The following is a 26,977-nucleotide window of genomic DNA, read 5'->3' as shown; positions in this document are numbered from 1 at the left end:
CCCGGGCCGGCGAACAAGGAAGCACATGACGACGTCGAGCGATCCATGCAGGCATTCGGCAACCAGCCGGCGCCGGTTCATCCTTTCCGCCGGCGCACTGGCCGCCGTGCCGCTGAGTGGCTGCGGCGGCGGCGGCAACAGCGGCAACGGCTTTCTCCCTTTGCCCGCTGCGGCGGCGCCTCCCGCACCCGCACCCGCCCCTGCACCCGCGCCGGCCCCGGCACCCATGGTCGAAACGAGCTCCGGCACATTGAAGGGCCAGCGCACGGCCGATGACGCCGTCGCGTTCTTCTTCGGCGTCCCGTATGCGCAGCCGCCCGTCGGCGCCCTGCGCTTTCGCTCGCCGCAGCCGTACCGGGCCCCGGGCGGCGTGTTCGACGCCACGGCCTTCGGGGCCGCCAGCCTGCAGACCTTGCCGGCGTACGTGACCTGGATCTATCCCTCCCCTGCGGTTCAGAGCGAGGACTGCCTGACGCTGAACGTGTGGGCGCCGAGCCAGCGCCGCAAGCTGCCCGTCGTGGTGTGGCTGCACGGCGGCGCATGGCGCACCGGCGCCACCAGCATGCCGCTGATGAACGGCGAGGCTCTCGCGCGCAAGGGCGTGGTCGTCGTCACCGCCAATTTCCGGCTCGGCGCGATGGGCACGCTGTCGCACCCGGACCTCGTCGATCCCGACACCGGGACGCAGGCCAACTGGCAGCTGCAGGACCAGATCGCGGTGCTGCAGTGGGTGCGGCGCAACGCCGAGGCGTTCGGTGGCGATCCCGCCAATGTCTGCCTCATCGGGCAGTCCGCCGGCGGCACGAGCGGCGCGATCCTGGCGCAGAACCCGGTGGCGCGGGCCTGCTTCCAGAAGGCCATGCTGTTGAGCCCGGCCGGCGTGCCGGCGCCCACCGGCTTCACCCTGGCCGACGCCGGAAGGTATGCCGAAGCGCTGGCCGCCAGGCTGCAGACAACGCCCTCGGGCCTGCGCGACATTCCGGCTTCGACGCTGCACCAGGCCGAACTCGCGCTCAATGCGCAGCCGCTGCCGGCGGGCATCACCTCCGGCCGGGGCTTGCGCGCAGCACCGATCATCGACGGCCAGGTCTGCCTTTCCGACTGGACGCGCACCGCGTGGCCGGGCGATCTTCCCCTCGTGATCACCAATACGCTGACGGAAGGATCGTTCTTCCTCGATGCCTACGACCCGATCACCCAGGCACGGCTGACGCCGGCCTTGCCCGCCAGCCGCGCCGAGCTCCTGGCCCTGGTGACACCACAAGCAGGTGGCTCGCAGGCGAACGCCGATGCGGTGATCGACGCCTACACCGATGCAGCCGCACGCGAAGGCCGGTCGACCGCGCCGGGTGATGTGTGGATCGAAATCTATGGCGACCGCGTCCTGCGCAACTTCAGCGTGCGCTATGCCGCCAAGGTTGCCGGCGACGGAGGCAATGTCCGATACGCCACCTATGCGCATCAGATACAGGCGCCGGGGCGCGGCGTGCCCCATTGCGCGGAATTGCCCATGCTGTTCGGCAGCTTCGGGCTCGACTACTACGGAGACAAGGTGGGAGCAGGCGCTGCCGAAGCGCAGCTGTCGGACGCATTGATGACCGCGGTGCTGTCGTTCGCGAGCGATGGGAATGCGCGGCTGGCGCCGGAGCTCGGCTGGCCGCGCTTTTCAAGCGTGTCGGACTCCGCGGCGTCGTTCGGCGGGCAGAACGCCGCGGTGGCAACGATCGGCCCGGTACCCAAGTTCGCACAACTGGGTGTCTGGGACGCCCTGCTCGGCTACTGAGTCACCCGGGCGGGCGGTCATTGCGCGCCGCTGTCCGCCGCCATCCGGTCTCCCCTGCGCCGCTGCGTCCGATAGCGCGCAGGCGGAACATCGAACTCGCGCTTGAACGCACGGTTGAAGGCGGCCTCGGACTCGTAGCCCGCGTTCAGCGCGACTTCGAGCACCGTGTCATCGGTGCTCTCGAGCAGGCGGGCGCCGAGCTGCATGCGGCAGCGCGCGACATAGCCCAGCGGCGCCTCGCCCAGCAGGCGGGTGAACCGTTCCGCAAACACGGTGCGCGACATCCCGGCCTGTTCGGCCAGCGACGCGACCGTCCACGGGTGCGCGGGCTCGCGATGGATCGCGCCCAGGGCCCGGCCCACCGCCGAATCGCGTGCGGCCGCGAGCCATCCGGTCCGCTGCCGCGGCAGCTCGGACATGTAGCGGCGCAGCGTCTCGATGAAGAGCGCCTCGGCCAGCTTGGCGAGCAGCGCGTTGCGCCCGGCGCCGGCCGGCTCGCGATCGGAGGCGAGGTGGCGGAGCGTGCTTTCGATCCACGCGCCCGTCGACCCGCGGCGGATGTTCACCTTGAACAGCGGCGGCAAGCCCGCCAGGAAGAAGCGCCTGGCCTGGCGATCGCAGCCGATATAGCCGCAGATGAACTTGGTGACGGGCCCGCCGCCGCCGCCGCGCTCCGAGACCACCGCTCCCTCCAGGATCTTCGGCAGCAGCGCGGACGAGTCGGTGAGCTCGGCCCCGCGCCCGTTCCAGAGCTCATGCGCGTCTCCCAGCGGGAGGATGGCAACGTCGCCCGCCTCGAGCGCCAACCGGGGCTGCCCCGGAAGCCGCACGGAGGCCCTGCCTTCGACAAGCAGGTGAAACAGCACCATGTGTTCCGCCGAAGGCGCGATGAGGTGCGCGCCCGCGCTGGCTGGCGGCGACGCAAAGCCCCAGGGCGCGCTCAGCTCGGCGTCAAGAAAGATCGCGCCGCTCAGGCGCACGTTGCCCAACGCTTCGGAAAGGGGATCGGTCTGGTTCATGCGCTGCAAAGTAAGCCGGACGCTCGATCAGGTCATGCGGCCGCAGGCGGCCCATCCTTGGGGCTCGACAACCATGGACACACCATCATGACCGACGCAAGCAGTTTCATATTTTCCGATTCCGCATCGGCCGGGGAGACGGCCGATGCCGTGCGACGCTTCATGGCCGCATTCCGGCACAAGGACGCCGCCGCCATACGGGAGCTCGTCGCTCCGGATTGCATCATGGAAGCGATGCAGCCGGCGCCCGACGGGCTGCGGGTCGAGGGCCAGGAGCCCAATGTCGCCTTCTGGCAGGCCATGATCGCGGATCCAAACGGCGCCTTCGAGACCGAGGAAGTGGTCATCTGCGGCGACCGGGCGATCAACCGCTGGCGCTACCGCTTCGGCGAGGGCCAGGAGAATTCGGTCCGGGGCGTCACGCTGATCAAGGTGCGCCACGGCCGGATCGCGGAGGCCCTGGGCTACGCCAAGACACCGGCGGTGTCGAACCTCGGCCAGGCCGGGCAGCAGAGCACCTCCGAGGTCATCCGGCGGTTCAACGAGGTCTTCCAGCGGCATGATCCGGCGGCCCTCCCCGAGCTGATCGCCGCGGACTGCGTCATCGAGAACACCACGCCGGCGCCGAATGGCTCGCGCCATGTCGGCCACGACGCCTGCCTGGCGTTGTGGCGGGGAATCGCGACCCGTCCGGATACCTGGTTCGACATCGAGGACGTGACGGTCGCCGGAGAGCGGGCGACGATCCGCTGGCGGCTGCACTGGGGCGAGGACGAAAGCCAGTCGGTGCGCGGCGTGAACCTGATGCTGGTGCGCGGCGGCCAGATCGTGGAAGCGCGCGGCTACGTCAAGGGCGAATGAACGCGCGAGGAGTTCTGCCAGCCCGAAAAGGAACTGAGCAGGCCGCGCCGTGCGGCAATGTTCGCCGTAATCTCAATTTACGTATCTCATTCTGGACATATTCTCAAGTTTTGTCTAGTATGAGATACATATATGCCCTCTGCAGCGCCACCCCTTGCCCCTGCGGCCGATCGCCGCCTTGCAGCGTTCGGCCGGCGCATCCACGCTCGCCGCAAGGCCCTGAACGTGAGCGCCACCACAACGGCAGAGGCGGCGGGCGTGTCCCGCATGACGCTGCACCGAATCGAACGCGGCGAACCCTCGGTCACGATGGGGGCCTACATGAATGCCCTCGCCGCGCTGGGGCTGGATGTCGACGTGGTCCCGGCAACCCAATCCGCGCCCCCGGCGCCGATTGCGGGCGGCGTTCGAATCTCCGATTACCCCCAACTGCGCCGGCTCGCCTGGCAGTTGGCGCCGGATACCGAGCTCACACCTGCAGAGGCCTGGGCCACCTACGAACGCAACTGGCGCCATGTCGACGCATCGGCGCTCGACGCGCGGGAGCGGCAACTGCTCGACGAACTGGCACGCGCATTGGGCAGGAAGCCGCTGCATGTTTGAACGGCCGCACCACCGACGGGTCGCCGAGGCACTTGCAATGCTCGATGCCGAGTTGCTCGCCGAGAACCATTGCCTGTTCGGCGGCGGCACGGCCATCGCGCTTCGCTATGGTGAGTACCGCGAGTCGGTGGACATCGACTTCCTCGTTTCCGATATCGATGGCTACCGGCAGCTGCGCCAGCTGCTGACCGGTGAGCAGGGGCTGAGCGCGCTGGCCCGCAAGGGCGCGAAGATCCAGCAGACCGGCGAACTTCGCGCCGATCAATATGGCATCCGATCGATGGTGCGTGTGGGTGACGTCGATATCAAGTTCGAGATCGTGCTCGAAGCACGCATCGAACTTGATGCGCCGGGCGAGCAAGACCGCATCGGCGACATTGCGACGCTCACCGTGCTGGACATGGCCGCAAGCAAGCTGCTTGCAAATTCGGATCGCTGGGCCGACGACAGCGTCTTCAGCCGCGACATCATCGACCTGGCCATGATGCACCCTGGTTCTGCACTGCTGCGCCGCGCGGCGACCAAGGCCAGACAAGCCTACGGCAGCAGCATCGACAGCGATCTGGCAAAGGCCGTGAATGCGCTGCTGACACGCCACGGACGAATGGACCGCTGCATGGCGGTGCTGCAAATGACGCCTGCTGTGACACCCGCGCTGCTTCGCCAGCGCATCAAGGCCTTGCTGCCCCGAACTCCGAGCGCCAGGGGCAAAGCTGCCAACTACTGATAGCAGGTCCCCCGCCCCTTCAAAGAAACCCAATGGACAGCCAAGGAATCGCCGCCACCGCAATCGTCCCCACCAGCAGCGCCACCATGTAGCCTGCAATCGGCCGGATGCCCGCGTCAGGATGCACGCGGCCGATCGCGCAGGCCGCGTAGTAGCCCACGCCCAGCGGCGGCGCGAACAGGCCGAGGCCCATCGACAGCACCACCACCATCGCGTAGTGCACCTCGTGGATGCCCAACTGGCGCGCTATCGGAAACAAGAGCGGCCCGAACAGCACGATGGCCGGAATGCCCTCGAGCACGCTGCCCAGCACCACGAAGATCACCAGCGACACCGCCAGGAACATCGGCGCGCCGCCGGGCAGGCCGGTCATCGCTTCGGCCAGCAGGCGCGAGAAGCCCGACTGCGTGAGGCCCCAGGCCATGGCCGTCGCGGTGCCGATGATCAGCAGGATGGCGCCCGACAGCGACGCCGTCGCAACGAGCATCGGCCCCAGCCGCTTCCAGTCGAACTGCCGGTACACGACCAGCCCCGCGACCACGGCGTACATGATGCCGATGGTCGACACCTCGGTGGCGGTGGCCACGCCTTCGACCACCGCCGCGCGGATCACGAACGGCAGCGCCAGCGCCGGCAGCGCCACGACGGCCAGCCGGCCGACCTCGCGCCACGGCGTGCGCACGACCTCGCGCAGGTCCTCGCCGCGGCAGCGGAAGTACACGACCACGCACAGCATCAGGCCCAGCACCACAGCCGGCAGCAGGCCGCCCGTGAACAGCGCGGCAATCGACACGCCCGTGACCGAGCCGATGGTGATCAGCACCAGGCTGGGCGGCACCGTCTCGGTCTGCGCGCCGGTCGCGGCCAGCAGCGCGACGAGTTCGCCCTCGCTCGCGCCGCGCTGCTTCATCTCGGGGAAAAGCGCCGGCGCCACCGCCGCCATGTCGGCCGCCTTGGAGCCCGAGATGCCCGACACGAGGTACATCGCGCCCACCAGCACGTACGACAGCCCGCCCTTCACATGCCCCAGCAGGCCCGCGAGAAACGCGACCATCGCCTTGGCCATGCCGGTCATCTCGATCAGCAGGCCAAGGAACACGAACAGCGGCACCGCCAGCAAAATCAGGTGCGACATGCCCTCGTCCATGCGCCCCACGATCACCGGCAGCGCCGTGTCGGTGGCCAGCGCCAGGTAACCGAAGGTGCCAAGGCCGAACGAAAAGGCGATGGGAATGCCCGCAAGCACGCCCGCCAGCACCACGCCGACGAAGAACACCAGCAGGTTCAGCCGACCGAGCTCCTGGAACACCGAGCGGCCGAGCGTGAACGCCACCACCAACGTAACGACGATGGCCACCGCCTTGGCCGTGATGCGCCACTCCACGTCGCGCAGCAGCCTGAGCACCGCGAACAGGCCCATCAGGCCCACACCCACCGGCAGCGCCGCGGCCCGCCATGCATTCGAGATGTTCAGCGCGGGCGTGGTGATGAAGCGCTCCTCCGACGCGTACTCCCAGGCCGGCCACGCCACCATCGCCAGGAAGGCGAGCGAGGCGCACAGCGCCAAGGCCTCGAACAACGGACGCCGCGATGGCGGCTGCATCGAGACCAGCGCCGTCATGCGCATGTGCTCGCCGCGCCGCAGCGCGACCACCGCGCCCAGCATCGCGAGCCAGATGAACAAGATCGACGCGAGCTCGTCGGACCAGACCAGCGGGCTGTGGAACACGAAGCGCGCCAGCACGCCCGCCAGCAGCACCGCCACGTCGGCCAGCACGAGGCCGCCGGCCGCGATGTCGACCAGCGTGCCGAGCCGGCGCTCGATGGCAGACAGCCGGGGCGCATCGACCCGCGCGCCGGCCGCCAGGCCGAGGGCCGGCCCGCTCATGCAAGCTTGCCCGCGCTGCGCTCGAGCAGCGCCCAGGCCTCGTCGCCGTACTTGGCCTTCCACTCGCTGTAGAAGCCGGCCTTGCGCAACTGGTCGCGGAAGGCGGCTGCGTCCGGCTGGTTGAAGGCCATGCCCTTGGCGGCCAGTTCCTTCTGCAGCCCGGCGTTGAGCTCGGCCACGTCGGCGCGCTCTTTCATGCCGGCCGCGTTGATGTGGCGGGCCACCACGGTGCGCAGGTCGGCGGGCAGCTTGTCCCAGGCACGCCGGTTGGCCAGGAACCAGAAGCCGTCCCACATGTGGTTGCTCAGCGAGCAGAATTTCTGCACCTCGTAGAGCTTGGCCGTCGCAATGATGGCGAGCGGGTTCTCCTGCCCGTCGACGATCTTGGTCTGCAGCGCCGAATAGACCTCGGCAAAGTTGATGGACGTGGGCGCGGCGTCGAGCGCCTTGAACATCGAGGTCCACAGCGGCGACACCGGCACGCGGATCTTGAAGCCTTTCATGTCCTGCGGCGCGGCAATGGCCCGGCTCGACGAGGTGATCTGCCTGAAGCCGTTGTCCCAGATCTTCTCCATCGGCACGATGTTGGCCTTGGTGATCTGCTGGCGAATGTGCGCGCCCAGCTCGCCGTCCATCGCCTTCCACACGCTCGCATAGTCGTTGAACGCAAAGCCCACGCCGCTGATCGACGCCGAAGGCACGAGCGTGGAAAGGATCAACCCCGACAGCGTGAAGAACTCCACGCCGCCCGAGCGCAGCTGGCTCAGCACGTCGGTGTCGGAACCCAGCTGGTTGCTCGGGAAGATCTGGATGTCGACGCGGCCGCCGGTCTCGGCGCGGATGGCGTCGGCCATCTCCTTGGCGCGGATGTTGAGCGGATGCGTGACCGGCAGGTTGTTCGCGTACTTGTAGTTGAACTCGGCCTTCTGCGCGAAGGCCCGATGCATGGGAACGGCGAGGCTGGCGGCCAGTGCCGTCGAGCGCAGCACGGTGCGGCGGGTGATGCTCATTTTTTGTCTCCTGGTCCTTTTGTGAATGGATCTGCTCGTGCGGGGCGGCGTCGATGGGTGCGCTCAGGTGGTGGCGGCCTCCTTCACGTCACCGCGTTCGAGCAACTGCTTGCGGATGTCGGCCTTGGCGACCTTGCCGTAGCCCGACTTCGGCAGCGCATCCCAGAAGAAGATGTGCCGCGGCCAGCGGTACTTCGCGCAGCGGCCGTCCAGGTGCTGCAGCAGCTGCTCGGCCGTGAGGCCGGGTTGCGAAGCGACGATCACCGCCACGCCCACCTCGCCCCATTTCTCGTCCGCGATGCCGAGCACCGCCGCCTCGCGCACACCGGGATGCATCAGCAAGATTTCTTCGACCTCGCGCGGGTACACGTTGGAGCCGCCCGAGATGTACATGTCCGATTCGCGGCCCGTGATGTAGAGCAGCCCGCGCGCATCCATGCGGCCGAGATCGCCGGTGTGGAACCAGCCGCCGCGCAGCGCTTTCTCGGTGGCCTCGGGGTTGTTGAAGTAGCCCGCGAACACGGCCGGTCCGCGGCAGCAGATCTCGCCCACGGTGCCGGCGGGCACCGGCTGCATCCACGCGTCGAGGATGGCCACCTCCATGCCGGTGCGGGCCCGGCCGCAGCAGCCGATGTTCGCGTTCGGATCGTCGTCGGCGGCGGCATGCATGGCCGGCGGCAGCACCGTGATGCAGCCCGTGACTTCGCCCAGGCCGAAGTACTGCACCAGCACCTTGCCGAGTTTTTGCAGCGCGCGCTTCTGGTCCGCGCGGTACATCGGCGCGCCCGCATAGACCACGTAGCGCAGCGAGCCGTGGTCGAAGCGGTCGACGGCCGGGTCTTCCACCAGCATCTTGACGATGGTCGGCACCGTGAAGACGTTGGTCACGCGGTGCCGCTCCACCAGCGCCCAGAAGGTGGCGGGCTCCAGCCTGTCGGACGCGAGCAGCACGGTGGCCGCGCCGCGGGCCACGTTGAGCAGCGCGTGGATGCCCGCGCCATGCGACAGCGGCGCGACGGCGATCGAGCAGTCGTGCTCGGTGGTGCCCGGAATCAGGTCCGCCAGGTGGTTGGCCACGACGAAGGCCATCTGCCCGTGCGTGAGCACGGCGGCCTTCGGGCGGCCGGTGGTGCCCGAGGTGTAGAAGTACCACAGCGGATGATCGGCATCGACCTGCACCATCGCCGCGGGCGCACCGGCGTTGGCCGCGAGCAGCGCCTCGTAGCCGAGTTCATCCGCGCGCGAAAGACCGATGGTGACGACCGAGCGCAGATGCGAAGACGCGGCCTTCACGGCCTCCACATGCTCGGCAAAGCAGTCCTCGGCCAGCATCACGCTGGCTTCGCTGGCGCTGCCCAGGTAGGCGACCTCCGGCGGCGTGAGCCGGAAGTTGACGGGCACCCACACCGCGCCCAGGCGGAAGGCGGCCCAGCAGCTCTCGAACAGCGCCGGGTTGTTGCGCGACATCACGAGCAGCTTGTCGCCCGGCCGCATGCCGAGCGCGCGCAGCGCCTGCACCAGCGCATCGACGCGCGCATCGATCTCGCGCCAAGTCCACTGCCGCTCGCCCTGGATCAGGCCCGGCCGATCGGGAAAGAGCGCGGCCGTCTGCGACAGCAGCGCGGACAGGTTCATCGCCCGCGCCTGGCTCATGCCGCCTCCAGCACGCTCAGGTAGTTGGCGACCGCGGCGCCGCCCATGTTGAAGACCGCGCCCGGCTTGCCGGAGCCGACTTGCATGTCGCCCGCCAGGCCTGCCAGCTGCATCGCCGCCATCACATGCTGCGACACGCCGGTAGCGCCGATCGGATGGCCGCGCGACTTCAGTCCGCCCGACGGATTGACGGGCAGCTTGCCGTCCTTGCGGCTCACGCCGTCCAGGATCACGCGTGCGCCCTGCCCGTGCGGCGCCAGGCCCATGGCTTCGTACTCGAGCAGCTCCGCAATGGTGAAGCAGTCGTGCGTCTCGACGAAGCCCAGGTCATGCAGCGAGAGCCCCGCCGCGGCCAGCCCCTGCTGCCACGCGAGCGCCGCGCCCTCGAAGCGCGTCGGGTCGCGGCGCGACAGCGGGAGGTACTCGTTGACCTGCGTGCGCGAGCGCCAGCGCACCGCGGGGACCGTCGCCGACGCAACCGGCCCGGCCGAGATGACCAGCGCCGCCGCGCCGTCGGAGACCAGCGAGCAGTCGGAGCGCTTGAGCGGGCCCGCGACGAAGGGGTTCTTCTCCGACGGCTGGCGGCAGAAGTCGAAACCCAGGTCGCGCCGCATGTGCGCATAAGGGTTGTGCACGCCGTTGGCGTGGTTCTTGGCCGAGATGGCCGCGAGCGCATCGCTCTGGTCGCCGAAGCGTTCGAAGTAGCCGCCCGCGATATTGCCGAAGACGCCGGCAAAGCCCGCCGGCGTTTCGCCCTCTTCCTTCACGTAGGAGCAGCGCAGCAGCGTCTCGGCAATGCGCGGGCCGGGCACGGCGTTCATGATCTCGAAGCCGACCACCAGCGCATGCCGCACGCGCCCGCACTGCACCGCATCGAGCGCGGCCCAGATTGCGGCCGAACCGGTGGCGCATGCGTTTTCCATGCGCACCGCGGGAACGTGGCGCAGCTCGGGCAACGCCATGCCCACGAGCGACGCGCTGAAGTCCTGCGGCAGGAAGCCGCTGTTGAAGTGGCCGACGAAGACGCCGTCGATGTCGGCCGCGGCGAGCCCCGCAGTCTGCAGCGCAGGCTCGACGGCCGAGCGGATGAGCGCTTCGCTCTCCACGGCATCGAGCTTGCCGAAAGGCGTGTGTCCCCAGCCGATGATGCAGGCGTTGGTGGTCATTGAGCGGTTCTCCTTGTCAGGCGTGGTCGGTGGCGGGCACGGGCATGCCCCGGCGCAGGGTCGGCAGGCCGACGCCCGCGGCATCGAAGCCGCCATCGACGGCCAGCACCTGTCCGTTGATGAAGCTCGCCTCGTCGCTGCACAGGAAGCCCACGGCGTTGGCCATTTCCTCCGGCGTGCCGTAGCGGCCGAGCGGGATGGTGTCGTAGTAGTCGGAGCGGATCGCCACGCTGTGCACGAGCTTGGCCATCTCGGTTTCCACCGGCCCCGGCGCGATCACGTTCACGCGCACGCCGGCGTTGCCCAGCTCCACCGCATGCTGCTTGGTCAGGTGGATGAGCGCCGCCTTGCTGGTGCCGTAGGCCACCCGCAGCGTGCTGGCGCGCAGGCCCGAGATCGAGGCGATGTTCACCACCGCGCCGCTCCCGCGTTCGACCATCAGCGCGCCGAAGGCCTGCGTGCAGAGAAAAGCGCCGTCCAGGTTGGTGCCGAGCACGGTGCGCCATTCCTCGAAGGAGGTCTGGAGCACCGGCTTGAACACCGCCACGCCGGCGTTGTTGACCAGCGCATCGACGCGGCTGAAGCGCTCGACCACGGCCTTTGCCGCGCTCTCGACCTGCGACGGCTTCGACACGTCGCAGTGCAGGCCGAGCAGCTTCGCGGGCTGCGCGAGTTCGGCCACCGCCTGGTCGAGCGTGGCGCCGTCGATGTCGAGCAGCGCGACGCTGTAGCCGTGCGCCAGGAACCAGCGGCCGATGGCCAGGCCGATGCCGCGCGCGCCTCCGGTGACGACGGCGACGCGGGAAGAAGATGGAGTGGAGAGTTCGGTCATGGATGGGAATTTCTGCAGTGAATGAGATCAGTTGTTGCCCGGCGATGGCAGCCACTCTTCGAGCGTGACTTCGAAGGTGACGCAGACGGCATTGGCGCCCGCCACGAACGGCCCGCCATACAGGTGGCCGTGCGTGTCCGCCACCACGCCGGTGAGCGCGGCGCGCAGCGAGCCGTCGGGCTGCGAACGCACCTCGCCGGCCAGGCTCACGATCTCGGCGGCCGGACCGCGGATCACCTGGCAGGAACCGTCGGCGCGTTCGAGGCAGGCATCGACGAGGCTGCCCAGCGCGCCGCGCACGAACGCATGGCCGAAGCCTTCCGCGAGGCAGAGCTTCTCGACGCTGGAGACGAGGTCTTCGTTGGGCGCGATGCGCGCATAGGCCACGCGGCCCATGCGCCCGCTTTCGATCATGCGCATCTCAGCCATGGATGCGCCTGGCCTGGGGCCGCATCAGCGGCATGCGCGTTTCGTCGTCGTAGACCACGCGCAGTTCGAAGCTGTCGAGCGCTGTGACCACCGCGGTGACGCTGCGGCGTCCGACCACCGTGCAGTCGGTCAGGATGTGGCCGCCGCGCACCGCGCCGTCGGCGGTGCGGAAGGCGCCGTGGCAATGGACCACCGGCGTGCCGCTGGCGGAGCTGCCCAGCGTCGCGTTGCCGAAGATGAAGCAGGCGCCCTGCACCGTGTGCGGCGCGCCGTAGGTGGCGAGCACGCGGCCCGTGGGATCGGGCAACGCAAGGCAGAAGCCGAGCTCGGCCAGCTCGCCGCCGATCAGCGTCATCGATGCGCTGGCCACGCCTTCGTCCGCCAGCGCCTGCACGAGGCTTTCGTGCAGCGTGCGGCCGCCGGGCAGCGAAAGCCGGAAGTGCCGGCCCTTCTGGTCGCGCATGCGATCGATGCGCACGGGCCGGAAAGGCCCCGGATGCACCACCGTGCGCGAGCGCGGCAGCCCCATCAGTTTCTCGACCATCGCGTTGTCTCCTTGCCGCGCCGTTCGGATCGACAGCGCTGGTGGAGGCAAAGTCTAGAAGTTGACATCAATAGCAACAAATTTAGAATTCGTATCGATCAATACAAAATTCAGATCAATGGAAATCCGCCACCTCCGCTGCCTTATCGCCGTGGCCGAAGAGCTGCACTTCGGGCGCGCGGCGCAGCGCCTGAACCTGTCGCAGCCGCCCGTGAGCCTCGCGATCAAGGAGATGGAGGAAGAACTGGGCGTCACGCTGTTCGAGCGCACCTCGCGCCGCATCGCGATCACGCGCGCGGGGGACGAAGCGCTCCGCGACGCGCGCGCCGTGCTGCTCGGCATGGACACGCTGCGCCGGCGCGCGCAGGAGGCCGCGGCCGGGCTCATGGGATCGATCTCGATCGGCTTCATCAGCCTGCCGGCCTATTCGTTCTTGCCGCGGGTGCTGCGGCAGTTCTCGGACGAGAACGAGCGGGCCGAGATCGCGCTGTGGGAGGGCACGACCGACCAGATCATCGGCGACGTCGAATCGGGCCGGCTCGACGTGGGCCTGGTGCTGCAGCCGTCCAGCATGCCCGCCTCGCTGGGCTCGCGGCTGGTGCAGAAGGATGCGCTGATCCTCGCGATGCCCGAGGCGCATCCGCTGGTGCGGCCCGGCAGCATTGCGCTCGAAAAATTCTCGGGCGAGCGCTTCCTGGGCTTCGAGCGGCACTTCGGGCCGCAGGTGTTCGATGCGATCGTGGCCACCTGCATGCGGCGCGGCTTCAGCCCGCGCCTGTTTCCGGCGCGCCAGATGCACACCATCGTGAGCCTGGTCTCGGGCGGGCTGGGCGTGGCGCTGGTGCCGGCCTGCGTCAAGGCGCTGCACCGCGAGGGCGTGGCGTACCGCTCGCTCAAGGGCGAGAAGACCTACATCGATACCCTGGCGGTCTGGCGCAAGGCGGACGATTCGCCGCTGGTGCGCGCGCTGCTGGCGCTGCTGCCGACGCTCAGCAGCGTCTGAGGGCGCTCAGGCGCCGGGCGCCGCGGCGCCGTCCTTCACGAGGTCCCACAGCGCCTCGGCCACGGGCGCCATGTGGGCCTGCTGCCGGTACAGCCGGATGTCCACCGGCACCCGCCAGCCGCCTGCACCGGCATCCACCAGCGTGCCGCCGCGCAGGTCGTCCGCCACCAGGCTCATCGGCAGCCATGCGAGGCCGCGCCCTTCGAGCGCCATGGTCCGCAGCAGCGCGGCATGGTGCGCCGTGAAGACCACCGACAGCGAGGGCGCGAAGTCCTTGCCGAACTCGATGTCCTGGATCGCCCGCATGATCCGCCCCAGCCCCGAAGCCTCGCTGTAGGCCAGCACCGAAGGCGCCTGCTGCGTGCCCAGCGCATGCAGCGGCAGGCCGCGCGCATCCGGCGCCGCCACCGGCACGAGCACGTCGCCGCTCAGGCGCTGCATGGGGTACTGCGCTTCATCGAGCCGGCCGGGCGCACCCGCATGGCCATGGCACAGCACGAACTGCACGCGGCGCTGCAGCATCAGGTCTTCGCAGGCCTGCGAACTGTCGGAGATGGTCTGGATCGGCCCCAGGCTCAGCCGCGCCTCCACGCTGGCCAGCCAGCGCGGAAAGAAGGTCAGCGACAGCACGTGCGTGGCGGCGAAGCTCAGGCTCGCCGCGGCCATGTCGTGCGCCGCGCGCGTCTTGATGCGCGCGGCCTCCAGCGCGGCCAGCACCTCCTGCAGCAGCGGCTGGAAGCGCTTGCCCGCCGCCGTGAGCGCGGCCGGGTGCGCGCTGCGGTCGAACAGGTCGACCCCCACCCACTCCTCGAGCGCGCGGATATGGCGGCTGAAGGCCGGCTGGGCGATGGAGCGCGCCTGCGCCGCGCGCGAGAAATTGCCGCTCTCGGCCAGGGCCAGGAAGTCTTCCAGCCATTCGAGGTCGAGGGGTCGGTTGCCGGGGCCCATGCGCAGTGCGAGCGGTTGAATAGTTGTATGCGATTCGAGTATTGGACGGTGCATGCCCCGCCGGCCAAAGATGCGGGCATTCCTGCACCTTGAACCCCAACGGAGACACAGCATGCCTTCCATCGCGAATTATCGCGGGATCATTCCCGCCATTTCCTGCCCTTTCACCGCGGACCACCGCATCGATGAGCCGGCGCTGCGCAAGCTGGCCTCGTGGCTGGCGGGGCACGACGGCGTGGTGGCGGTCATGACCAACGGCCACACCGGCGAGGTGTTCTCGCTGACGCCGGCCGAACGCGCCGAGGTGACCCGCATCGTCGCCGACGAGCTGCGCGGCCGCATGCCGGTGATCTCGTCGATCGTGTGCGAAGGCCTGGCCGAAGCCGCCGAGCATGCGCGCGCCGCCCAGGCCGCCGGCGCGGCCGCGCTCGATGTGATGCCGCCGCACCACTGGCTGCGCTTCGGCTTCACGCCGGGCCATGCGCTGCAGTACTTCGAGGCCATCCACCGCGCCGCGCCGGAGCTCGACCTGGTCTGCCACGTGTACCCGGCCTGGACCCGCGCCTCCTACTCGTCGCAGCTGCTGGCCGAGCTGGCCCGCCTGCCCTACCTGCAGGCCTTCAAGGTCGGCCAGCGCGACATGAACAAGTACGCCCGCGACATCCAGGCCATCCGCGAGGCCGATGCGTCCAAGGCCATCCTCAGCTGCCACGACGAGTACCTGCTGGCCTCGATGGTGCAGGGCGTGGACGGCGCGCTGGTCGGCTTTGCCACTTTCATCCCGCAACTGATCATCGACCTGTGGAACGCGGTCAAGGCCGGCGACCTGAAGAAGGCGATGGCGGTGCAGGCCCTGATCACGCCGCTGAAGGACGCGGTGTACGGCGGCGGCGAGCCGACCGGCGAGGCGCATGCGCGCATGAAAGGCGGCATGTACCTGGCCGGCGTGCTCGACAACGCCACGGTGCGCCCGCCGACCGAGGCGCCCAATGCGCGCGAGATGGACGCGCTACGCGCCGCCGTGGCGCAGGCCGGGCTGTCGAGGCGCTGAGCGAACACGCGGAAGGCACGCCGCCCTCCCCCCGAAAAACACAAGGAGACAAGAGACATGCAACGCACCCATTTCCTGCGCGCCGCGCTCGCGGCCCTCGCGCTCGCCGCGGCGTCGCCCGGCTTTGCGCAGACCCAGCCCTGGCCCGCCCGACCCGTGCGCATGGTGATCCCGTTCCCGCCCGGCGGCACGCTCGACACCGTCGGCCGCCTGCTCGCGCAGAAGCTCGGCGACCAGCTGGGCCAGCCCTTCATCGTGGAGAACCGGCCCGGCGGCAATGGCGTGATCGGCGCCGACGTGGTGTCGAAGGCGCCGGCCGACGGCTACACGCTGCTGTTCAACGCCTCGACCTTCACCACGGCGCCGATGACGATGAAGTCCGTGCCCTACGAGGTCGCGCGCGACTTCACGCCGGTGGCGCTGGTCGCCAAGGCGCCGCTGTCGGTGGCCATCAACAAGAACCTGCCGATCACCGACGTCAAGTCGCTCATCGCCTACGCCAAGGCGCATCCGGGCAAGATGACCTTCGCGGTGGGCTCGATCGGCTCGGCCGGCCACCTGTCGACCGAGCTGCTCAAGCGCGCCGGCGGGCTCGACTACCTGATCGTGCCGTACAAGGGCACGGCGCCGGCCTTCCAGGACCTGATCGGCGGGCAGATCGACGGCTTCATCGATCCGATCCTCGGCTCGCTGCAATACCACAAGAGCGGCATGCTGCGCGTGGTGGCCGTCACCTCGGCCCAGCGCGCCACCAGCCTGCCGAACGTGCCCACGGTGGGCGAGACCATCCCGGGCTACGAGTTCTACAGCTGGTATGGCCTGTGGGGTCCGGCCAGGCTGCCGGCCGCGATCACGCAGCGGCTCAATGCCGAAGTGAACAAGGCGCTGGGCACCGACATGCGCGAGACGCTCAACGCACAGGGCCTGCTGCTCACGCCGGGCAGCGTCGACGACTTCGCGAAGTTCCAGCAGGCCGACATGGAGCGCTCGAAGAAGATCATCGTCGAGGGCAACATCCGTGTCGAATGAAGCGGCAGCAGCCCCGCATGCCGTGGTGACGGGCAGCAGCAGCGGCATCGGCCGCGCCATTGCGCTGCACCTGCTCGAAGAAGGCTGGCGCGTGAGCGGGCTCGACCTGGCGGCGCCCACGCTCTCGTATTCCGCTTTTGCGCATGTGGCGGTCGACCTGTCGGATGCCGAGGCCATCGCGCGCGCCGCGGCCGCTCTCCAGGATGCCGGCGCGCTCGTGCATGCGGCCGGCGTGCTGCGCGTGGGCCCGCTCGGGCAGCTCGACCATGCGGGCGGCGAATTGATGTGGCGCCTGCATGTCGATGCCGCCACGCGGCTGGCCGATGCGCTGGTGCCCTCAATGGCCGCGCGCGGCCATGGCCGCGTGGTGTTCGTCGGCAGCCGCGTGGCGCACGGCATGCCGGGCCGCGGCCAGTACGCCGCCACCAAGGCGGCGCTGGTCGCGCTCGCGCGCAGCTGGGCGGCCGAGGTCGCGGAGCGCGGCGTCACCCTCAACGTGGTGTCGCCCGGCGCCACGCAGACCGCGATGCTGCAGGACCCGGCGCGCGCCGGCAGCGCGCCGCGCCTGCCGCCCATCGGCCGGCTGATCCAGCCCGCGGAAATCGCGGCGCTGGTGGCCTTTCTGCTCTCGGCGCCGGCCGCGGCCATCACCGGCCAGGACATCGCCATCTGCGGCGGTGCGTCGCTGCACCGCTGAGTTCTTTTTTTCCTCCAGCTACAAGCACCATGAAGATCGTCAACATCCTCGAGTCCACGCGCCCCATCAAGTCGGACATCCGCAACGCCTACATCGACTTCTCCAAGATGACCCTGAGCCTCGTGGCGGTGGTCACCGACGTGATCCGCGACGGCCGGCCGGTGGTGGGCTACGGCTTCAACTCCAACGGGCGCTACGGCCAGGGCGGGCTGATCCGCGAGCGCTTCCTGCCGCGCCTGCTCGAGGCCGAGCCGGCCTCGCTCCTCGACGAGACCGGCGACAACCTCGATCCGCACAGGATCTGGGCCCGCATGATGATCAACGAGAAGCCCGGCGGCCACGGCGAGCGTTCGGTGGCCGTGGGCACCATCGACATGGCCGTGTGGGACGCGGTCGCCAAGATCGCCGGCCAGCCGCTCTACCAGCTGCTGGCCGAACGCTACGGCAGCGGCACGCCCGACCCGCGCGTGTTCGTCTATGCCGCGGGCGGCTACTACTACCCCGGCAAGGGCGTCGAGGGCCTGCAGCGCGAGATGGCGAGCTACCTGGAGCGCGGCTACTCGGTGGTCAAGATGAAGATCGGCGGCGCAACGCTCGCGCAGGACTGCGAGCGCATCGAGTCGGTGCTCAGGATCCTCGGCCCCGGCCAGCAGCTGGCGGTGGACGCCAACGGCCGCTTCGACCTGGCCACCGCCATCGACTACGGCCGCGCGCTCTCGCAATACCCGCTCTTCTGGTACGAGGAAGCCGGCGATCCGCTCGACTACGAGCTGCAGGCCAAGCTCGGCGAGGTCTACGCCGGCCCCATGGCCACGGGCGAGAACCTGTTCTCGATGCAGGACGCGCGCAACCTGATCCGCCACGGCGGCATGCGGCCCGACCGCGACTGGCTGCAATTCGACTGCGCGCTGAGCTACGGCCTCGTCGAGTACCTGCGCACGCTCGACATGCTGAAGGAGCACGGCTGGTCGCCCTCGCGCTGCATTCCGCACGGCGGCCACCAGATGTCGCTGGCCATTGCGGCGGGCCTGGGCCTCGGCGGCAACGAAAGCTACCCCGACCTGTTCCAGCCCTATGGCGGCTTCCCTGACGGCGTGAAGGTGCAGGACGGCTACGTCACGCTGCCGCCGCTGCCCGGCATCGGGTTCGAAGGCAAGGCCGACCTGATCGCCGAGATGCGCGCGCTCGCGGGTTAACCCGAAGGGCTTCATCGGGCTTCGCAGAATGCGCGCGGTGTAGCCCGTATGGATTACATCTTTCGGCAACTGCGATCAAATAGCCCCGATCCGTGCCGAATTACCAGGGAATGAGTCAAGGCCTCTTGCATAATCCAGCTGTTTTGATGCGTCCTGTCACACACATTGCATCCAGACAGTTGATTGGCTAGTTTCTTCTCCAGAAGAAGAAAAAGATCAGGGAGGTCACATGGACACCACGTTCCTGCAAGGTGGCGGCTCGTGAAGCGCCGCGTCACCATCCAGACGCCGCTGGGCGAGGCACTGCAATTCCATCGGCTGGCGGGCCGCGAGGCGCTCAGCCAGGCCTACGCCTTCGACCTGGACCTGCTGGGCAGCAGCAATGCGCTGAACCCCAAGTCCATCCTGGGCAAGCCCGCCACCGTCGTGATGGAAACCGAGAGCGGTGCCCCGCGCTACCTGGCCGGCCTCGTCACCCGCTTCGGCCTGTCGCACGAAGACGACCGCCAGGCCTTCTACAGGATGCGCCTGCGCCCGTGGCTGTGGCTGGCCACGCGCCGCTCCGACTTCCGCATCTTCCAGGACCAGACCGTGCCCGAGATCGTTGCGGCCGTGCTGGGCCGCTACGGCCACCCGATGGAGCAGAAGCTCCACCGCAGCTACCGCCCCTGGACCTACTGCGTGCAATACCACGAGAGCGACTTCGACTTCATCTCGCGCCTGTGCGAGCACGAAGGCATCTACTACCACTTCCGCCACGAAGCCGAGCAGCATGTGCTGGTCTTCGCCGACGACATCGCCGCCTCCCACGCCCCGCTGCCCGGCGGGGAGACCGTGCGCTACCACCCGCACGAGAAGGCCGGCATGACCGGCGGGCTGGAGGCCAGCGAGCGCATCTACGAATGGGCGCAGGCCGAGGAGATCCGCCCCGGCCATCACTTTCGCAACCACTACGACTTCGAGAAGCCCCAGGCCGACCTCGCCAGCCGGCGCCAGATGCCGCCGGGCCACGAGCACGATGGCTTCGAGCAGTACGAATGGCCGGGCGACTACCTGCAGCACGACGACGGCGAGACCTACGCGCGCCTCCGCACCGAAGAGCAACTGAGCCAGCGCAGCCGGGTCACAGGCCGTTCCAACCTCCGCGAACTGGCGCCGGGCCACACCTTCCGCCTGCGGGACCATCCGCGCGAGGACCAGAACCGCCAGCACCTGCTGCTGGCCGTGGACTATGAACTGCAGGAGAACCTGCAGGCCAGCGAAGGCGCCCATGCCTCCGAAGGCTCGGTGCAGCGCTTTGCCTTCGAGGCCCAGCCCACCAGCTACGCCTGGCGCCCGCGCCGCAGCACGCCCAAGCCGCGCACCCGCGGCCCGCAGACCGCTGTGGTGGTCGGCCCCGCCGGCGAAGAAATCTGGACCGATCCCTACGGCCGCGTCAAGGTGCAGTTCCACTGGGACCGCCTCGGCCAGCGCAACGAGAATTCGAGCTGCTGGCTGCGCGTGTCCACCGCTTGGGCCGGCGCCACCTTCGGCGCGGCCGCGCTGCCGCGCATCGGGCAGGAGGTGATCGTCGACTTCCTCAACGGCGATCCCGATTACCCGATCGTCACCGGCCGGGTGCACAACGCCGACGAGATGCCCGCCTGGCAGCTGCCCCAGCAGAAGCAGCTCACGGGCATCCGCAGCCGCGAGTTGGGCGGCGGGCGCAGCAACCACCTCGCATTGGACGATTCGAGCGGCAAGGTGCAGGCCCAGCTCAAGAGCGACCACCAGAGCACCAGCCTGAGCCTGGGCCACATCGGGCGCATCGAGGACACGGCCGGGCGCAAGGACGACCGCGGCCAGGGCTTCGAGCTGCGCACCGACGGGCATGGCGCCGTGCGCGCCGCCCGCGGCCTGCTGCTGAGCACCGAGGCGCGGCCCAACGCCCAGGGCCACATCACCGACATGCGCGAGACCATCGCCAGGCTCACCGAGGGGCGCGACCTGCACGAGAGCCTGGCGCAGGTGGCGCAGCAGGCCAAGGCCCACGAGGCCGGCGACCAGGACGAGGTGGCCCGCGCGCTGAAGGCGCAGAACGACGCGATCAGGGGACAAGGCGGCCCCTCGGGCCCGGGCGAGTTCCCGGAGTTCCAGGAGCCGCACCTGACCTTGGCCAGCCCGGCGGGCATCCAGGCCACCACGGCCGCCAGCACCCACCTCGTGAGCGTGGAGCACACGGCCATCAGCAGCGGTGCGCACACCAGCGTGGCCACGGGCAACAGCTTCCTGGTGAGCGCCAAGGACGCGGTGCGCATGGTCGCCTTCAACCACGGCATCCGCCTGGCGGCGGCCGCCGCCGACATCGACCTCACGGCGCTCAAGGACAGCATCAACGCGCTGGCCAAGCTGGACATCAAGATGGAGGCCAACCGGATCACCATCACCGCCAAGGAAGAGGTCCTGATCAACGGCGGCTCCAGCTACACGCGCTGGACGGCGGGCGGCATCGAGAGTGGCACCAACGGGACGTGGCGCGCGCATGCGGCTTCGCATTCGATGGTCGGGCCCAAGAGCGACGGACAGCCCCGGCTGCCGCAGCCGCCCCAGCTTCCGAGAGGCCAGCTCGACCTGTACCACCAGTACGTCAAGGCCGACGGCGCCACGCGCCAAGGCGTGAAGCAAGGCGACTACACGGTGGTGGACTCCGACGGGGGCACGCACACGGGCAAGCTGGACGCGAACGGCTTCGCCTCCGTGGCGGGGCTTCCGCTCGGGCAGGCCAAGGTCACGTTCGGCGGCGATCCGAGCGACCCCTGGGATACCGGCAGCTACTTCGGCCAGCCGAACCGCTGGCCCACCCGGCCTGCGAGCGACAAGGCCGTCGACGCGGGAGGCGGTGGAGCGGGCTTCCTCGGCGGAACGGGCGGACTCGGCAGCGCAGCGGCGGGCCTGCTGGGCCAGGCGGGCGGCCTCGTGAGCCAGGCGAGCGAGGCAGCGAGCACCGCGCAGCAGGCCGTCGGCGCCGTGCAGGCCATCCAGCAAGGCGGCGCCAAGGCATTGCTGGGCCAGGTCGGCCAGGCGGCCAGCGGCATGGCCGCGCAGACCGTGGGCGCCATGGTGCCCAAGCTGCCCGCGTCGCTGCCTTCGATGCCCTCGCTGAAGTCCCTGGCCACGCTGCCGCGCGGCCAGACGCCGGGCTTTGCGGGCTGATCGCCGGCACCGCAAGACGACGACCACAAGAGAACACGGGAGAGATCCGCGAATGGCTGACCAGGCCCCCCAGAACGACGCGCAAGCCAAGGAGCGCGAGCGCCAGACCGCGGTGGCACCGCTCAACACCATCGGCGAGGAAGACATCGGCGCCGGCGCCGCCAAGATCGACAAGTGGCTGCGCAAGCTCACCAACGACTACGTCACGCTGAACGTGCTGGCAACCTTCGCGGGCAGCCTGCCGGTCATCGGCAACATCATGGCGCTCATCGACGCGGTCTGGGACCTCATCGAGATGGTCACCAAGAAGGCGTACAGCGACGTGCTGCAGTGGGTCAGCCTGGCCATCAACCTGCTGGGCGTGATCCCGTTTCCGCCCGCCACCGGCGCAGCGCGCATGAGCCTGCGGCCCATGCTGCACCTGCTCAAGCAGGAGATCGCCAAGTCGGCCAAGAACGCGGTGCCGAACATCGGCGAGGCGTTCATTGCCGTGCTCATCACGCACCTGAACGACACCATCGCCGGCACGCTCGACAAGTTCGTGGACGAGGCGCTCGGCTACCTCGACGACTTCCTGCAGTCCTGCGCAAAAAAGGTCGACGGCATCGCCGATGCGCTGATCGGCGCGCTGCAGGTGGCGCTGGGCGAGAAGCCGGTGTTCGCGACCGGCGCCGCTGCCGAGCGGAACACCTACGACCCCAAGACCCAGAGCACCTGGAGCCGCATGATGGCCGCCGCGGCCGAGGCCGCGAAGAAATCCGCCAACTACGCGGCGGCCACCGCGAGCCACTATGCGCTGCCCGACAGCGCCAAGGCCATGATCCGGGACACCGTCGCCAGCCTGACCGACCTCAAGGGCGCGGCCCGCCGGCAGATCATGCGGCTGGGCGACGAGAGCCTGCAGTACGGCATCAAGTGGATGATCAAGATCCTCAAGGATGCATTGCTCAGGCGCAAGGGAAAGCACAGCGCCAACATTTCCGCGAACAACGGAACGCAGGTCGAAAGCAAGAAGCCCGGCGGCGAACAGGCCGCCACCTCCGCCCAGGTGCCAGCCGGCGGCGACCCCGGCTGCAAGAACTGCACGAGCGCCGCCGCGGGCGGCGCCATCAGCCTGGCCACCGGCTGCGAGAGCTTCGACCACACCGACTTCGTGCTGGGCGCCCCCCTGCCCATCACCTGGACGCGCACCTACCGCAGCGATCTTGCCGCCTTCGACCAGGGCAGCCTCGGCGCGCGCTGGATCACGCCCTTCAGCACGCGCGTCGATGTTGCCAAGCCCGCCAGGGGCCGCCGCCAGGGCCAGATGAGCCTGATCTATCGCGGTGCCGATGGCCGCAGCCACGCCTTCCCGCTGCTGGCCGTGGGCCAGAGCCATCGCAACCCGATCGAGGAGATCACCCTCACCCGCCTCGGCGAACGGCTGCTCGCGGTCGATTTCGGCAAGCCCATGCCGGCCGGCCAGGCCCCCGACTGGCGCGAGACCTACGAGCTGGTCGACACCGTGCCCGCCAAGGCCGCCGCGCAAGGCAAGCAGCACTTCCGGCTGGTGGCGCAGCACACGAACAGCGGCGCCGCCGTCGGCCTGCGCTACGACCACGTGATCGCGGCCACCGGCGAGCAGGTGCTCAGCGACATCATCAGCAGGCAGGGCGAGGCCGTCATCGCCCATGTCGGCACCCAGCCCGATGCGCAGACCGGCCTCATCAAGGCCCTGTGGGAGCTGAAGGAAGGCCGCGTCGTGCGCCAGCTGGCCGCCTACACCCACGACGCCGAAGGCGACCTCGTCGCCGCGCAGGACGAGAACGGCGCCGGCTGGCAGTACAGCTACGGCCATCACCTCGTCACCCGCTACACCGACCGCACCGGCCGCGGCATGAACCTGCAGTACGACGGCACCGGCGCCGATGCCAAGGCCGTGCGCGAATGGTCCGACGACGGCAGCTTTGCGCTCACGCTCGAGTGGGACAAGAACATCCGCCTCACCTACCTGACCGACGCCATGGGCGGCGAGACCTGGTACTACTACGACGTGCTCGGCTACACCTACCGGATCATCCACCCGGACAAGCGCGAGGAATGGTTCCTGCGCGACGACGCCAAGAACATCACGCGCCACATCCACACCGACGGCACCACCGACGACTACGTCTACGACGCCCACGGCAACCTCAAGACCCACACCCGCGCCGACGGCAGCAGCGTGCACTACGCCTACGATGCGCGCCACCGCATCACCGGCATCCTCGACGCCGAAGGCGGCGCCTGGAAGCGCGACTACGACGCGAGCGGCAACCTCACCGAAGAGATCGACCCGCTCGGCCACAAGACCGAATACGCCTACGACAACGCCGGGCGCCCCGTGCGCATCACCGACGCCAAGGGCGGCATCAAGATCCTCGCCTACGCCCCCGACGGCCAGCTGGCCAGCCACACCGACTGCTCGGGCAAGACCACCCAGTGGGCCTACGACGGCCGCGGCCGCCTGGCCAGGATCACCAACGCCCTGGGCCAGGCCACGCGCTTTCGCTACACCGAAGCCGGCGAAGCCGCGCAGTCCGCGATGCCCGGCCAGGCCAACAACCATCCGGGCCAGCTCGAGGAGATCGTCCACCCCGACAACGCCAGCGAGTACTTCGCGCACGACGCCGAAGGCCGCCTGCTCGCGCACACCGACGCGCTGGGCCGCCGCACCAGCTACGGCTACACCCGCGCCGGCCTCGTCGCCCAGCGCACCGATGCGGCCGGCCGCACCCTCAAGTACCACTGGGACCTGCTGGGCCGCCTGCGCGAGCTGCACAACGAGAACGGCAGCCGCTACGACTTCCGCTACGACCCGGTCGGCAAGCTGCTCGAAGAAACCGGCTTCGACCGCAAGAGCACGCAGTACCGCTATGACGAAGCCAGCGGCGTGCTGGCCGAGGTCATCGAAGCCGGCCACAGCACCCGGCTCGCGTTCGACCCCCTGGGCCGCCTGAGCGAGCGCCAGGCCGACGAGCAGGCCGAACGCTTCGCCTACGACCGCAACGGCCGCCTGGTCGAAGCCACCAACGCCGAGGCCAAGCTCCAGTGGTTCTACGACCGCGCGGGCAACCTCGTGCGCGAGCACCAGCACTACCTGGACCATGGCCACACGGCCGTCTGGCAGCACGGCTACGACGAGCTCAACCAGCGCATCGCCAGCATCCGCCCCGATGGCCACGTCACCCAATGGCTCACCTACGGCTCCGGCCACGTGCACGGCCTGCTCGTGGACGGCCAGGACATCCTGGGCTTCGAGCGCGACGACCTGCACCGCGAGATCGGCCGCGAACAGGGCAACGGGCTGACGCAGAAGCTGCACTACGACCCCGCCGGCCGGCTGCTGGAGCAGCAGATCTCGCAGACCAGGCCGGGCGCGATCGAGGCTGTCGGCATCCGCCGCAGCTATGCCTACGACAAGGCCGGGCAGCTGGTGGCCATCGGCGACAGCCGCCGCGGCAACCTGAGCTACCGCTACGACCCCGTGGGGCGTCTGCTGGAAGCCCACAGCCGCCTGGGCCGCGAGATCTTTGCGTTCGATCCGGCGGGCAACATCGGCAATCCTTCCGACGACACCAGTGCCAACGCGCAGGCCACCGGCCGCGTCACCACCCGCGTCGCGGTGCGCCTGGGCGGTGATGGCCGCAGCATGGCCGGCCGGCTGATGGACAACCTGCTCAAGGACTATGCCGGCACCCACTACACCTGGGACGAGCGGGGCAACCTGATCGAGCGCAGCCGCAACGGAGAAATCACCACCTTCACCTGGGACGGCTTCAACCGCATGCGCAGCGCCGAGACCTTCGGTGAGACCACAAGCTTCAGCTACGACGCGCTGGGCCGGCGCATCGCCAAGCGAAGCTCTCACGCGACGACCCTGTTCGGCTGGGACGGCGACACGCTGGCCTTCGAGAGCACGCAGAGCACCGAGGGCCAGCAGGAGCTGCAGGCCTGGCGCGGCGACAGCGTGCACTACATCCACGAGCCCGGCTCCTTCGTGCCGCTGGTGCAGATCAGGCAGGCCCAAGCCGTGGCGCTGAGCCAGACCACCGACGTGAAGGCGCTGATCGCGGCCAATGGCGGGCGCTACGACATCGAGCAGGATCCGCTATGGAATGGGGAGCAACTCAAGACGCCGCAGGCCTTTGCGAGAGAAGAGATCGCGTTCTACCAATGCGACCACTTGGGCACGCCGCAGGAGCTGACGGACCATGAGGGGCGGATCGCCTGGTCTGCGCAATACAAGGCCTGGGGCGAAGCCAAGCAGGCGATCAGCGAGGCGGGACGGAAGGCGGGGTTCAGGAATCCGATTCGGTTCCAGGGGCAGTACTTTGACGACGAGACGGGGCTGCACTACAACCGACACCGGTATTACGACCCGAGTTGCGGGCGGTTTGTCTCGAAAGATCCCATCGGACTGGCCGGCGGGAGCAATCTCCAGCAGTACGCCCCCAATCCACTCGGTTGGATAGACCCGTTGGGACTGGCCGGTAAGGGAATTACACCGAACAACAAGGGAACTCGTACCACTATTGAAGGAGGCAATCTGCCTCAACCAGTTGCCGGATATAGCACAAAAGCGGGCGGAAATGGCGCCTCCCATCCTGTTGTTCGAGACCTGTATGACTCTGTTCCTCGAGATGAACGATCCGTCTTCCACGGTGATTGCGGCGAGGCAGACGCATTGAGCAAAATTGCATCGTTAAATAATGCTAAAAGCATCGAGCAGCTACAAGCTCTCACCAACGGAAGTGCCACCGAAACACTTAGAAATGATGGAAAACTTATGGTGTGCTGTTCTTCTTGCAGGCACGTAACAGGAACTCTCGGAATTCGAGATAATGCAAGGAATCGAGGAAAATGAACACCCAAAATTCTGAAGATTTTGATGCACTGGAAGAGGCGCTCAACGAAAATAACATCCCAATTGAAGATTTACTTTCCATATACAGGGATTTTCTTGAAGATCTCGCGAACAACGAAAAATTCACGGCAATCCCCAAAAAAAGCCTCACATATATTCGTGATTGCCTTAAAAAATCGATACGGTTGTTAGCCGAAGGAAAAGAAGAAGAGAGAAAGGCGATAAGAAATAGCTTGTGGGCCCTGGCCGACGAAAATCGCGAAACGAACCCAGATCTGTATAACTTGGCGAGGTGCACAATAATTATCTACGGGAAGATGGAAGACTGGGATGTAGCCCAAGACTCCCCGGTATTTTATTGCCTCTTTTATCTAAGGAAAATACTTCCGGATATAGAGCCCGACTTTATTAGGTATTTCAAAAATTCACTCCTCCGCTAAGAGGTTGCGTCCTCCCACTAT

At 68.4% G+C, this 26,977-nt stretch carries 21 protein-coding genes; 12 read left to right on the top strand and 9 right to left on the bottom strand.

Going from position 1 to position 26,977, the window contains the following annotated elements; all coding sequences use genetic code 11:
- Positions 1–25 precede the first annotated feature (25 nt).
- The gene (locus tag ACAM58_RS26905; RefSeq protein WP_369664930.1) at positions 26–1,783 is read left to right on the top strand and encodes a carboxylesterase/lipase family protein; all 1,758 of its coding nucleotides are present in this window, start codon (positions 26–28) and stop codon (positions 1,781–1,783) included.
- A 17-nt stretch (positions 1,784–1,800) separates the two neighbouring features.
- Here the strand turns inward: ACAM58_RS26905 and ACAM58_RS26900 are convergent, their stop codons facing one another.
- Positions 1,801–2,802 carry an AraC family transcriptional regulator gene (locus tag ACAM58_RS26900; RefSeq protein WP_369664929.1) on the bottom strand — a complete coding sequence of 334 codons (1,002 nt, stop codon included), beginning with the start codon at positions 2,800–2,802 and terminating at the stop codon, positions 1,801–1,803.
- Positions 2,803–2,889: 87 nt separating this feature from the next.
- On the opposite strand from ACAM58_RS26900, the gene ACAM58_RS26895 reads away from it, so the two are divergent.
- The 3 genes from ACAM58_RS26895 to ACAM58_RS26885 all read left to right on the top strand — a co-directional run bounded on the left by ACAM58_RS26895 (position 2,890) and on the right by ACAM58_RS26885 (position 4,993).
- Positions 2,890–3,663 carry a nuclear transport factor 2 family protein gene (locus ACAM58_RS26895; protein ID WP_369664928.1) on the top strand — a complete coding sequence of 258 codons (774 nt, stop codon included), beginning with the start codon at positions 2,890–2,892 and terminating at the stop codon, positions 3,661–3,663.
- A gap of 225 nt (positions 3,664–3,888) precedes the next feature.
- Complete coding sequence (locus ACAM58_RS26890) at positions 3,889–4,266, top strand: helix-turn-helix domain-containing protein (protein ID WP_369664927.1); 378 nt, start codon at positions 3,889–3,891, stop codon at positions 4,264–4,266.
- Positions 4,259–4,993 carry a nucleotidyl transferase AbiEii/AbiGii toxin family protein gene (locus ACAM58_RS26885; RefSeq protein WP_369664926.1) on the top strand — a complete coding sequence of 245 codons (735 nt, stop codon included), beginning with the start codon at positions 4,259–4,261 and terminating at the stop codon, positions 4,991–4,993. The genes ACAM58_RS26890 and ACAM58_RS26885 overlap by 8 nt, the downstream gene beginning before the upstream one ends.
- A gap of 19 nt (positions 4,994–5,012) precedes the next feature.
- Here ACAM58_RS26885 and ACAM58_RS26880 read toward each other — a convergent pair whose 3' ends face one another.
- The 7 genes from ACAM58_RS26880 to ACAM58_RS26850 all read right to left on the bottom strand — a co-directional run bounded on the left by ACAM58_RS26880 (position 5,013) and on the right by ACAM58_RS26850 (position 12,515).
- A complete protein-coding gene (locus tag ACAM58_RS26880; protein ID WP_018904740.1) occupies positions 5,013–6,881 on the bottom strand; it encodes a TRAP transporter large permease subunit in 1,869 nt (622 codons plus the stop codon).
- Entirely contained in the window at positions 6,878–7,891 is a 1,014-nt protein-coding gene (locus tag ACAM58_RS26875) for a TRAP transporter substrate-binding protein (RefSeq protein ID WP_369664925.1), read from the bottom strand. The genes ACAM58_RS26880 and ACAM58_RS26875 overlap by 4 nt, the downstream gene beginning before the upstream one ends.
- A 63-nt stretch (positions 7,892–7,954) precedes the next feature.
- Positions 7,955–9,544, bottom strand: a complete 1,590-nt coding sequence (locus ACAM58_RS26870; protein WP_369664924.1) for an acyl-CoA synthetase — start codon at positions 9,542–9,544, stop codon at positions 7,955–7,957.
- Entirely contained in the window at positions 9,541–10,710 is a 1,170-nt protein-coding gene (locus ACAM58_RS26865) for an acetyl-CoA acetyltransferase (protein ID WP_369664923.1), read from the bottom strand. The genes ACAM58_RS26870 and ACAM58_RS26865 overlap by 4 nt, the downstream gene beginning before the upstream one ends.
- Before the next feature lie 16 nt (positions 10,711–10,726).
- A complete protein-coding gene (locus ACAM58_RS26860; protein ID WP_369664922.1) occupies positions 10,727–11,542 on the bottom strand; it encodes an SDR family NAD(P)-dependent oxidoreductase in 816 nt (271 codons plus the stop codon).
- Between the two features lie 27 nt (positions 11,543–11,569).
- A complete protein-coding gene (locus ACAM58_RS26855; protein WP_018904744.1) occupies positions 11,570–11,971 on the bottom strand; it encodes a PPC domain-containing DNA-binding protein in 402 nt (133 codons plus the stop codon).
- A complete protein-coding gene (locus ACAM58_RS26850) occupies positions 11,964–12,515 on the bottom strand; it encodes a PPC domain-containing DNA-binding protein (protein ID WP_062364980.1) in 552 nt (183 codons plus the stop codon). Before ACAM58_RS26850 ends, ACAM58_RS26855 begins: the two co-directional genes overlap by 8 nt.
- Positions 12,516–12,666: 151 nt before the next feature.
- Here ACAM58_RS26850 and ACAM58_RS26845 point away from each other — a divergent pair, with 151 nt between their 5' ends.
- Positions 12,667–13,518 carry a LysR substrate-binding domain-containing protein gene (locus ACAM58_RS26845; protein ID WP_369664921.1) on the top strand — a complete coding sequence of 284 codons (852 nt, stop codon included), beginning with the start codon at positions 12,667–12,669 and terminating at the stop codon, positions 13,516–13,518.
- A 6-nt stretch (positions 13,519–13,524) separates the two neighbouring features.
- Here the strand turns inward: ACAM58_RS26845 and ACAM58_RS26840 are convergent, their stop codons facing one another.
- The gene (locus ACAM58_RS26840) at positions 13,525–14,466 is read right to left on the bottom strand and encodes a LysR family transcriptional regulator (RefSeq protein ID WP_062364981.1); all 942 of its coding nucleotides are present in this window, start codon (positions 14,464–14,466) and stop codon (positions 13,525–13,527) included.
- Positions 14,467–14,578: 112 nt separating this feature from the next.
- Between ACAM58_RS26840 and ACAM58_RS26835 the strand changes: the two genes are divergently transcribed.
- From ACAM58_RS26835 to ACAM58_RS26805, 7 genes are all read left to right on the top strand, one after another.
- Positions 14,579–15,517, top strand: a complete 939-nt coding sequence (locus tag ACAM58_RS26835) for a dihydrodipicolinate synthase family protein (RefSeq protein WP_278877959.1) — start codon at positions 14,579–14,581, stop codon at positions 15,515–15,517.
- 57 nt (positions 15,518–15,574) lie between these two features.
- Entirely contained in the window at positions 15,575–16,546 is a 972-nt protein-coding gene (locus ACAM58_RS26830) for a tripartite tricarboxylate transporter substrate binding protein (RefSeq protein WP_278877958.1), read from the top strand.
- Positions 16,536–17,243, top strand: coding sequence for an SDR family NAD(P)-dependent oxidoreductase (locus ACAM58_RS26825; RefSeq protein WP_369664920.1), 708 nt, complete (start codon positions 16,536–16,538; stop codon positions 17,241–17,243). Before ACAM58_RS26830 ends, ACAM58_RS26825 begins: the two co-directional genes overlap by 11 nt.
- Positions 17,244–17,272: 29 nt before the next feature.
- Complete coding sequence (locus ACAM58_RS26820; RefSeq protein WP_369664919.1) at positions 17,273–18,439, top strand: mandelate racemase/muconate lactonizing enzyme family protein; 1,167 nt, start codon at positions 17,273–17,275, stop codon at positions 18,437–18,439.
- A gap of 261 nt (positions 18,440–18,700) precedes the next feature.
- Complete coding sequence (locus ACAM58_RS26815; protein ID WP_369664918.1) at positions 18,701–21,631, top strand: type VI secretion system Vgr family protein; 2,931 nt, start codon at positions 18,701–18,703, stop codon at positions 21,629–21,631.
- A 52-nt stretch (positions 21,632–21,683) separates the two neighbouring features.
- Entirely contained in the window at positions 21,684–26,516 is a 4,833-nt protein-coding gene (locus ACAM58_RS26810) for an RHS repeat-associated core domain-containing protein (RefSeq protein ID WP_369664917.1), read from the top strand.
- The gene (locus ACAM58_RS26805) at positions 26,513–26,956 is read left to right on the top strand and encodes a hypothetical protein (RefSeq protein ID WP_015865734.1); all 444 of its coding nucleotides are present in this window, start codon (positions 26,513–26,515) and stop codon (positions 26,954–26,956) included. Before ACAM58_RS26810 ends, ACAM58_RS26805 begins: the two co-directional genes overlap by 4 nt.
- Positions 26,957–26,977 lie beyond the last annotated feature (21 nt).

It is taken from the genome of Variovorax sp. V116, assembly GCF_041154435.1.
Taxonomy (GTDB): domain Bacteria; phylum Pseudomonadota; class Gammaproteobacteria; order Burkholderiales; family Burkholderiaceae_C; genus Variovorax; species Variovorax paradoxus.
This window is presented reverse-complemented; position numbering and strand designations above follow the sequence as displayed.

Bases quoted from the DNA above. Each gene is read 5' to 3' on its own strand.
- ACAM58_RS26850 (WP_062364980.1), bottom strand. From the start codon at position 12,515: ATGGTCGAGAAACTGATGGGGCTGCCGCGCTCGCGCACGGTGGTGCAT.
- ACAM58_RS26900 (WP_369664929.1), bottom strand. From the start codon at position 2,802: ATGAACCAGACCGATCCCCTTTCCGAAGCGTTGGGCAACGTGCGCCTG.
- ACAM58_RS26865 (WP_369664923.1), bottom strand. From the start codon at position 10,710: ATGACCACCAACGCCTGCATCATCGGCTGGGGACACACGCCTTTCGGC.
- ACAM58_RS26880 (WP_018904740.1), bottom strand. From the start codon at position 6,881: ATGAGCGGGCCGGCCCTCGGCCTGGCGGCCGGCGCGCGGGTCGATGCG.
- ACAM58_RS26885 (WP_369664926.1), top strand. From the start codon at position 4,259: ATGTTTGAACGGCCGCACCACCGACGGGTCGCCGAGGCACTTGCAATG.
- ACAM58_RS26820 (WP_369664919.1), top strand. From the start codon at position 17,273: ATGAAGATCGTCAACATCCTCGAGTCCACGCGCCCCATCAAGTCGGAC.
- ACAM58_RS26855 (WP_018904744.1), bottom strand. From the start codon at position 11,971: ATGGCTGAGATGCGCATGATCGAAAGCGGGCGCATGGGCCGCGTGGCC.
- ACAM58_RS26870 (WP_369664924.1), bottom strand. From the start codon at position 9,544: ATGAGCCAGGCGCGGGCGATGAACCTGTCCGCGCTGCTGTCGCAGACG.
- ACAM58_RS26840 (WP_062364981.1), bottom strand. From the start codon at position 14,466: ATGGGCCCCGGCAACCGACCCCTCGACCTCGAATGGCTGGAAGACTTC.
- ACAM58_RS26835 (WP_278877959.1), top strand. From the start codon at position 14,579: ATGCCTTCCATCGCGAATTATCGCGGGATCATTCCCGCCATTTCCTGC.
- ACAM58_RS26895 (WP_369664928.1), top strand. From the start codon at position 2,890: ATGACCGACGCAAGCAGTTTCATATTTTCCGATTCCGCATCGGCCGGG.
- ACAM58_RS26810 (WP_369664917.1), top strand. From the start codon at position 21,684: ATGGCTGACCAGGCCCCCCAGAACGACGCGCAAGCCAAGGAGCGCGAG.
- ACAM58_RS26805 (WP_015865734.1), top strand. From the start codon at position 26,513: ATGAACACCCAAAATTCTGAAGATTTTGATGCACTGGAAGAGGCGCTC.
- ACAM58_RS26875 (WP_369664925.1), bottom strand. From the start codon at position 7,891: ATGAGCATCACCCGCCGCACCGTGCTGCGCTCGACGGCACTGGCCGCC.
- ACAM58_RS26905 (WP_369664930.1), top strand. From the start codon at position 26: ATGACGACGTCGAGCGATCCATGCAGGCATTCGGCAACCAGCCGGCGC.
- ACAM58_RS26830 (WP_278877958.1), top strand. From the start codon at position 15,575: ATGCAACGCACCCATTTCCTGCGCGCCGCGCTCGCGGCCCTCGCGCTC.
- ACAM58_RS26860 (WP_369664922.1), bottom strand. From the start codon at position 11,542: ATGACCGAACTCTCCACTCCATCTTCTTCCCGCGTCGCCGTCGTCACC.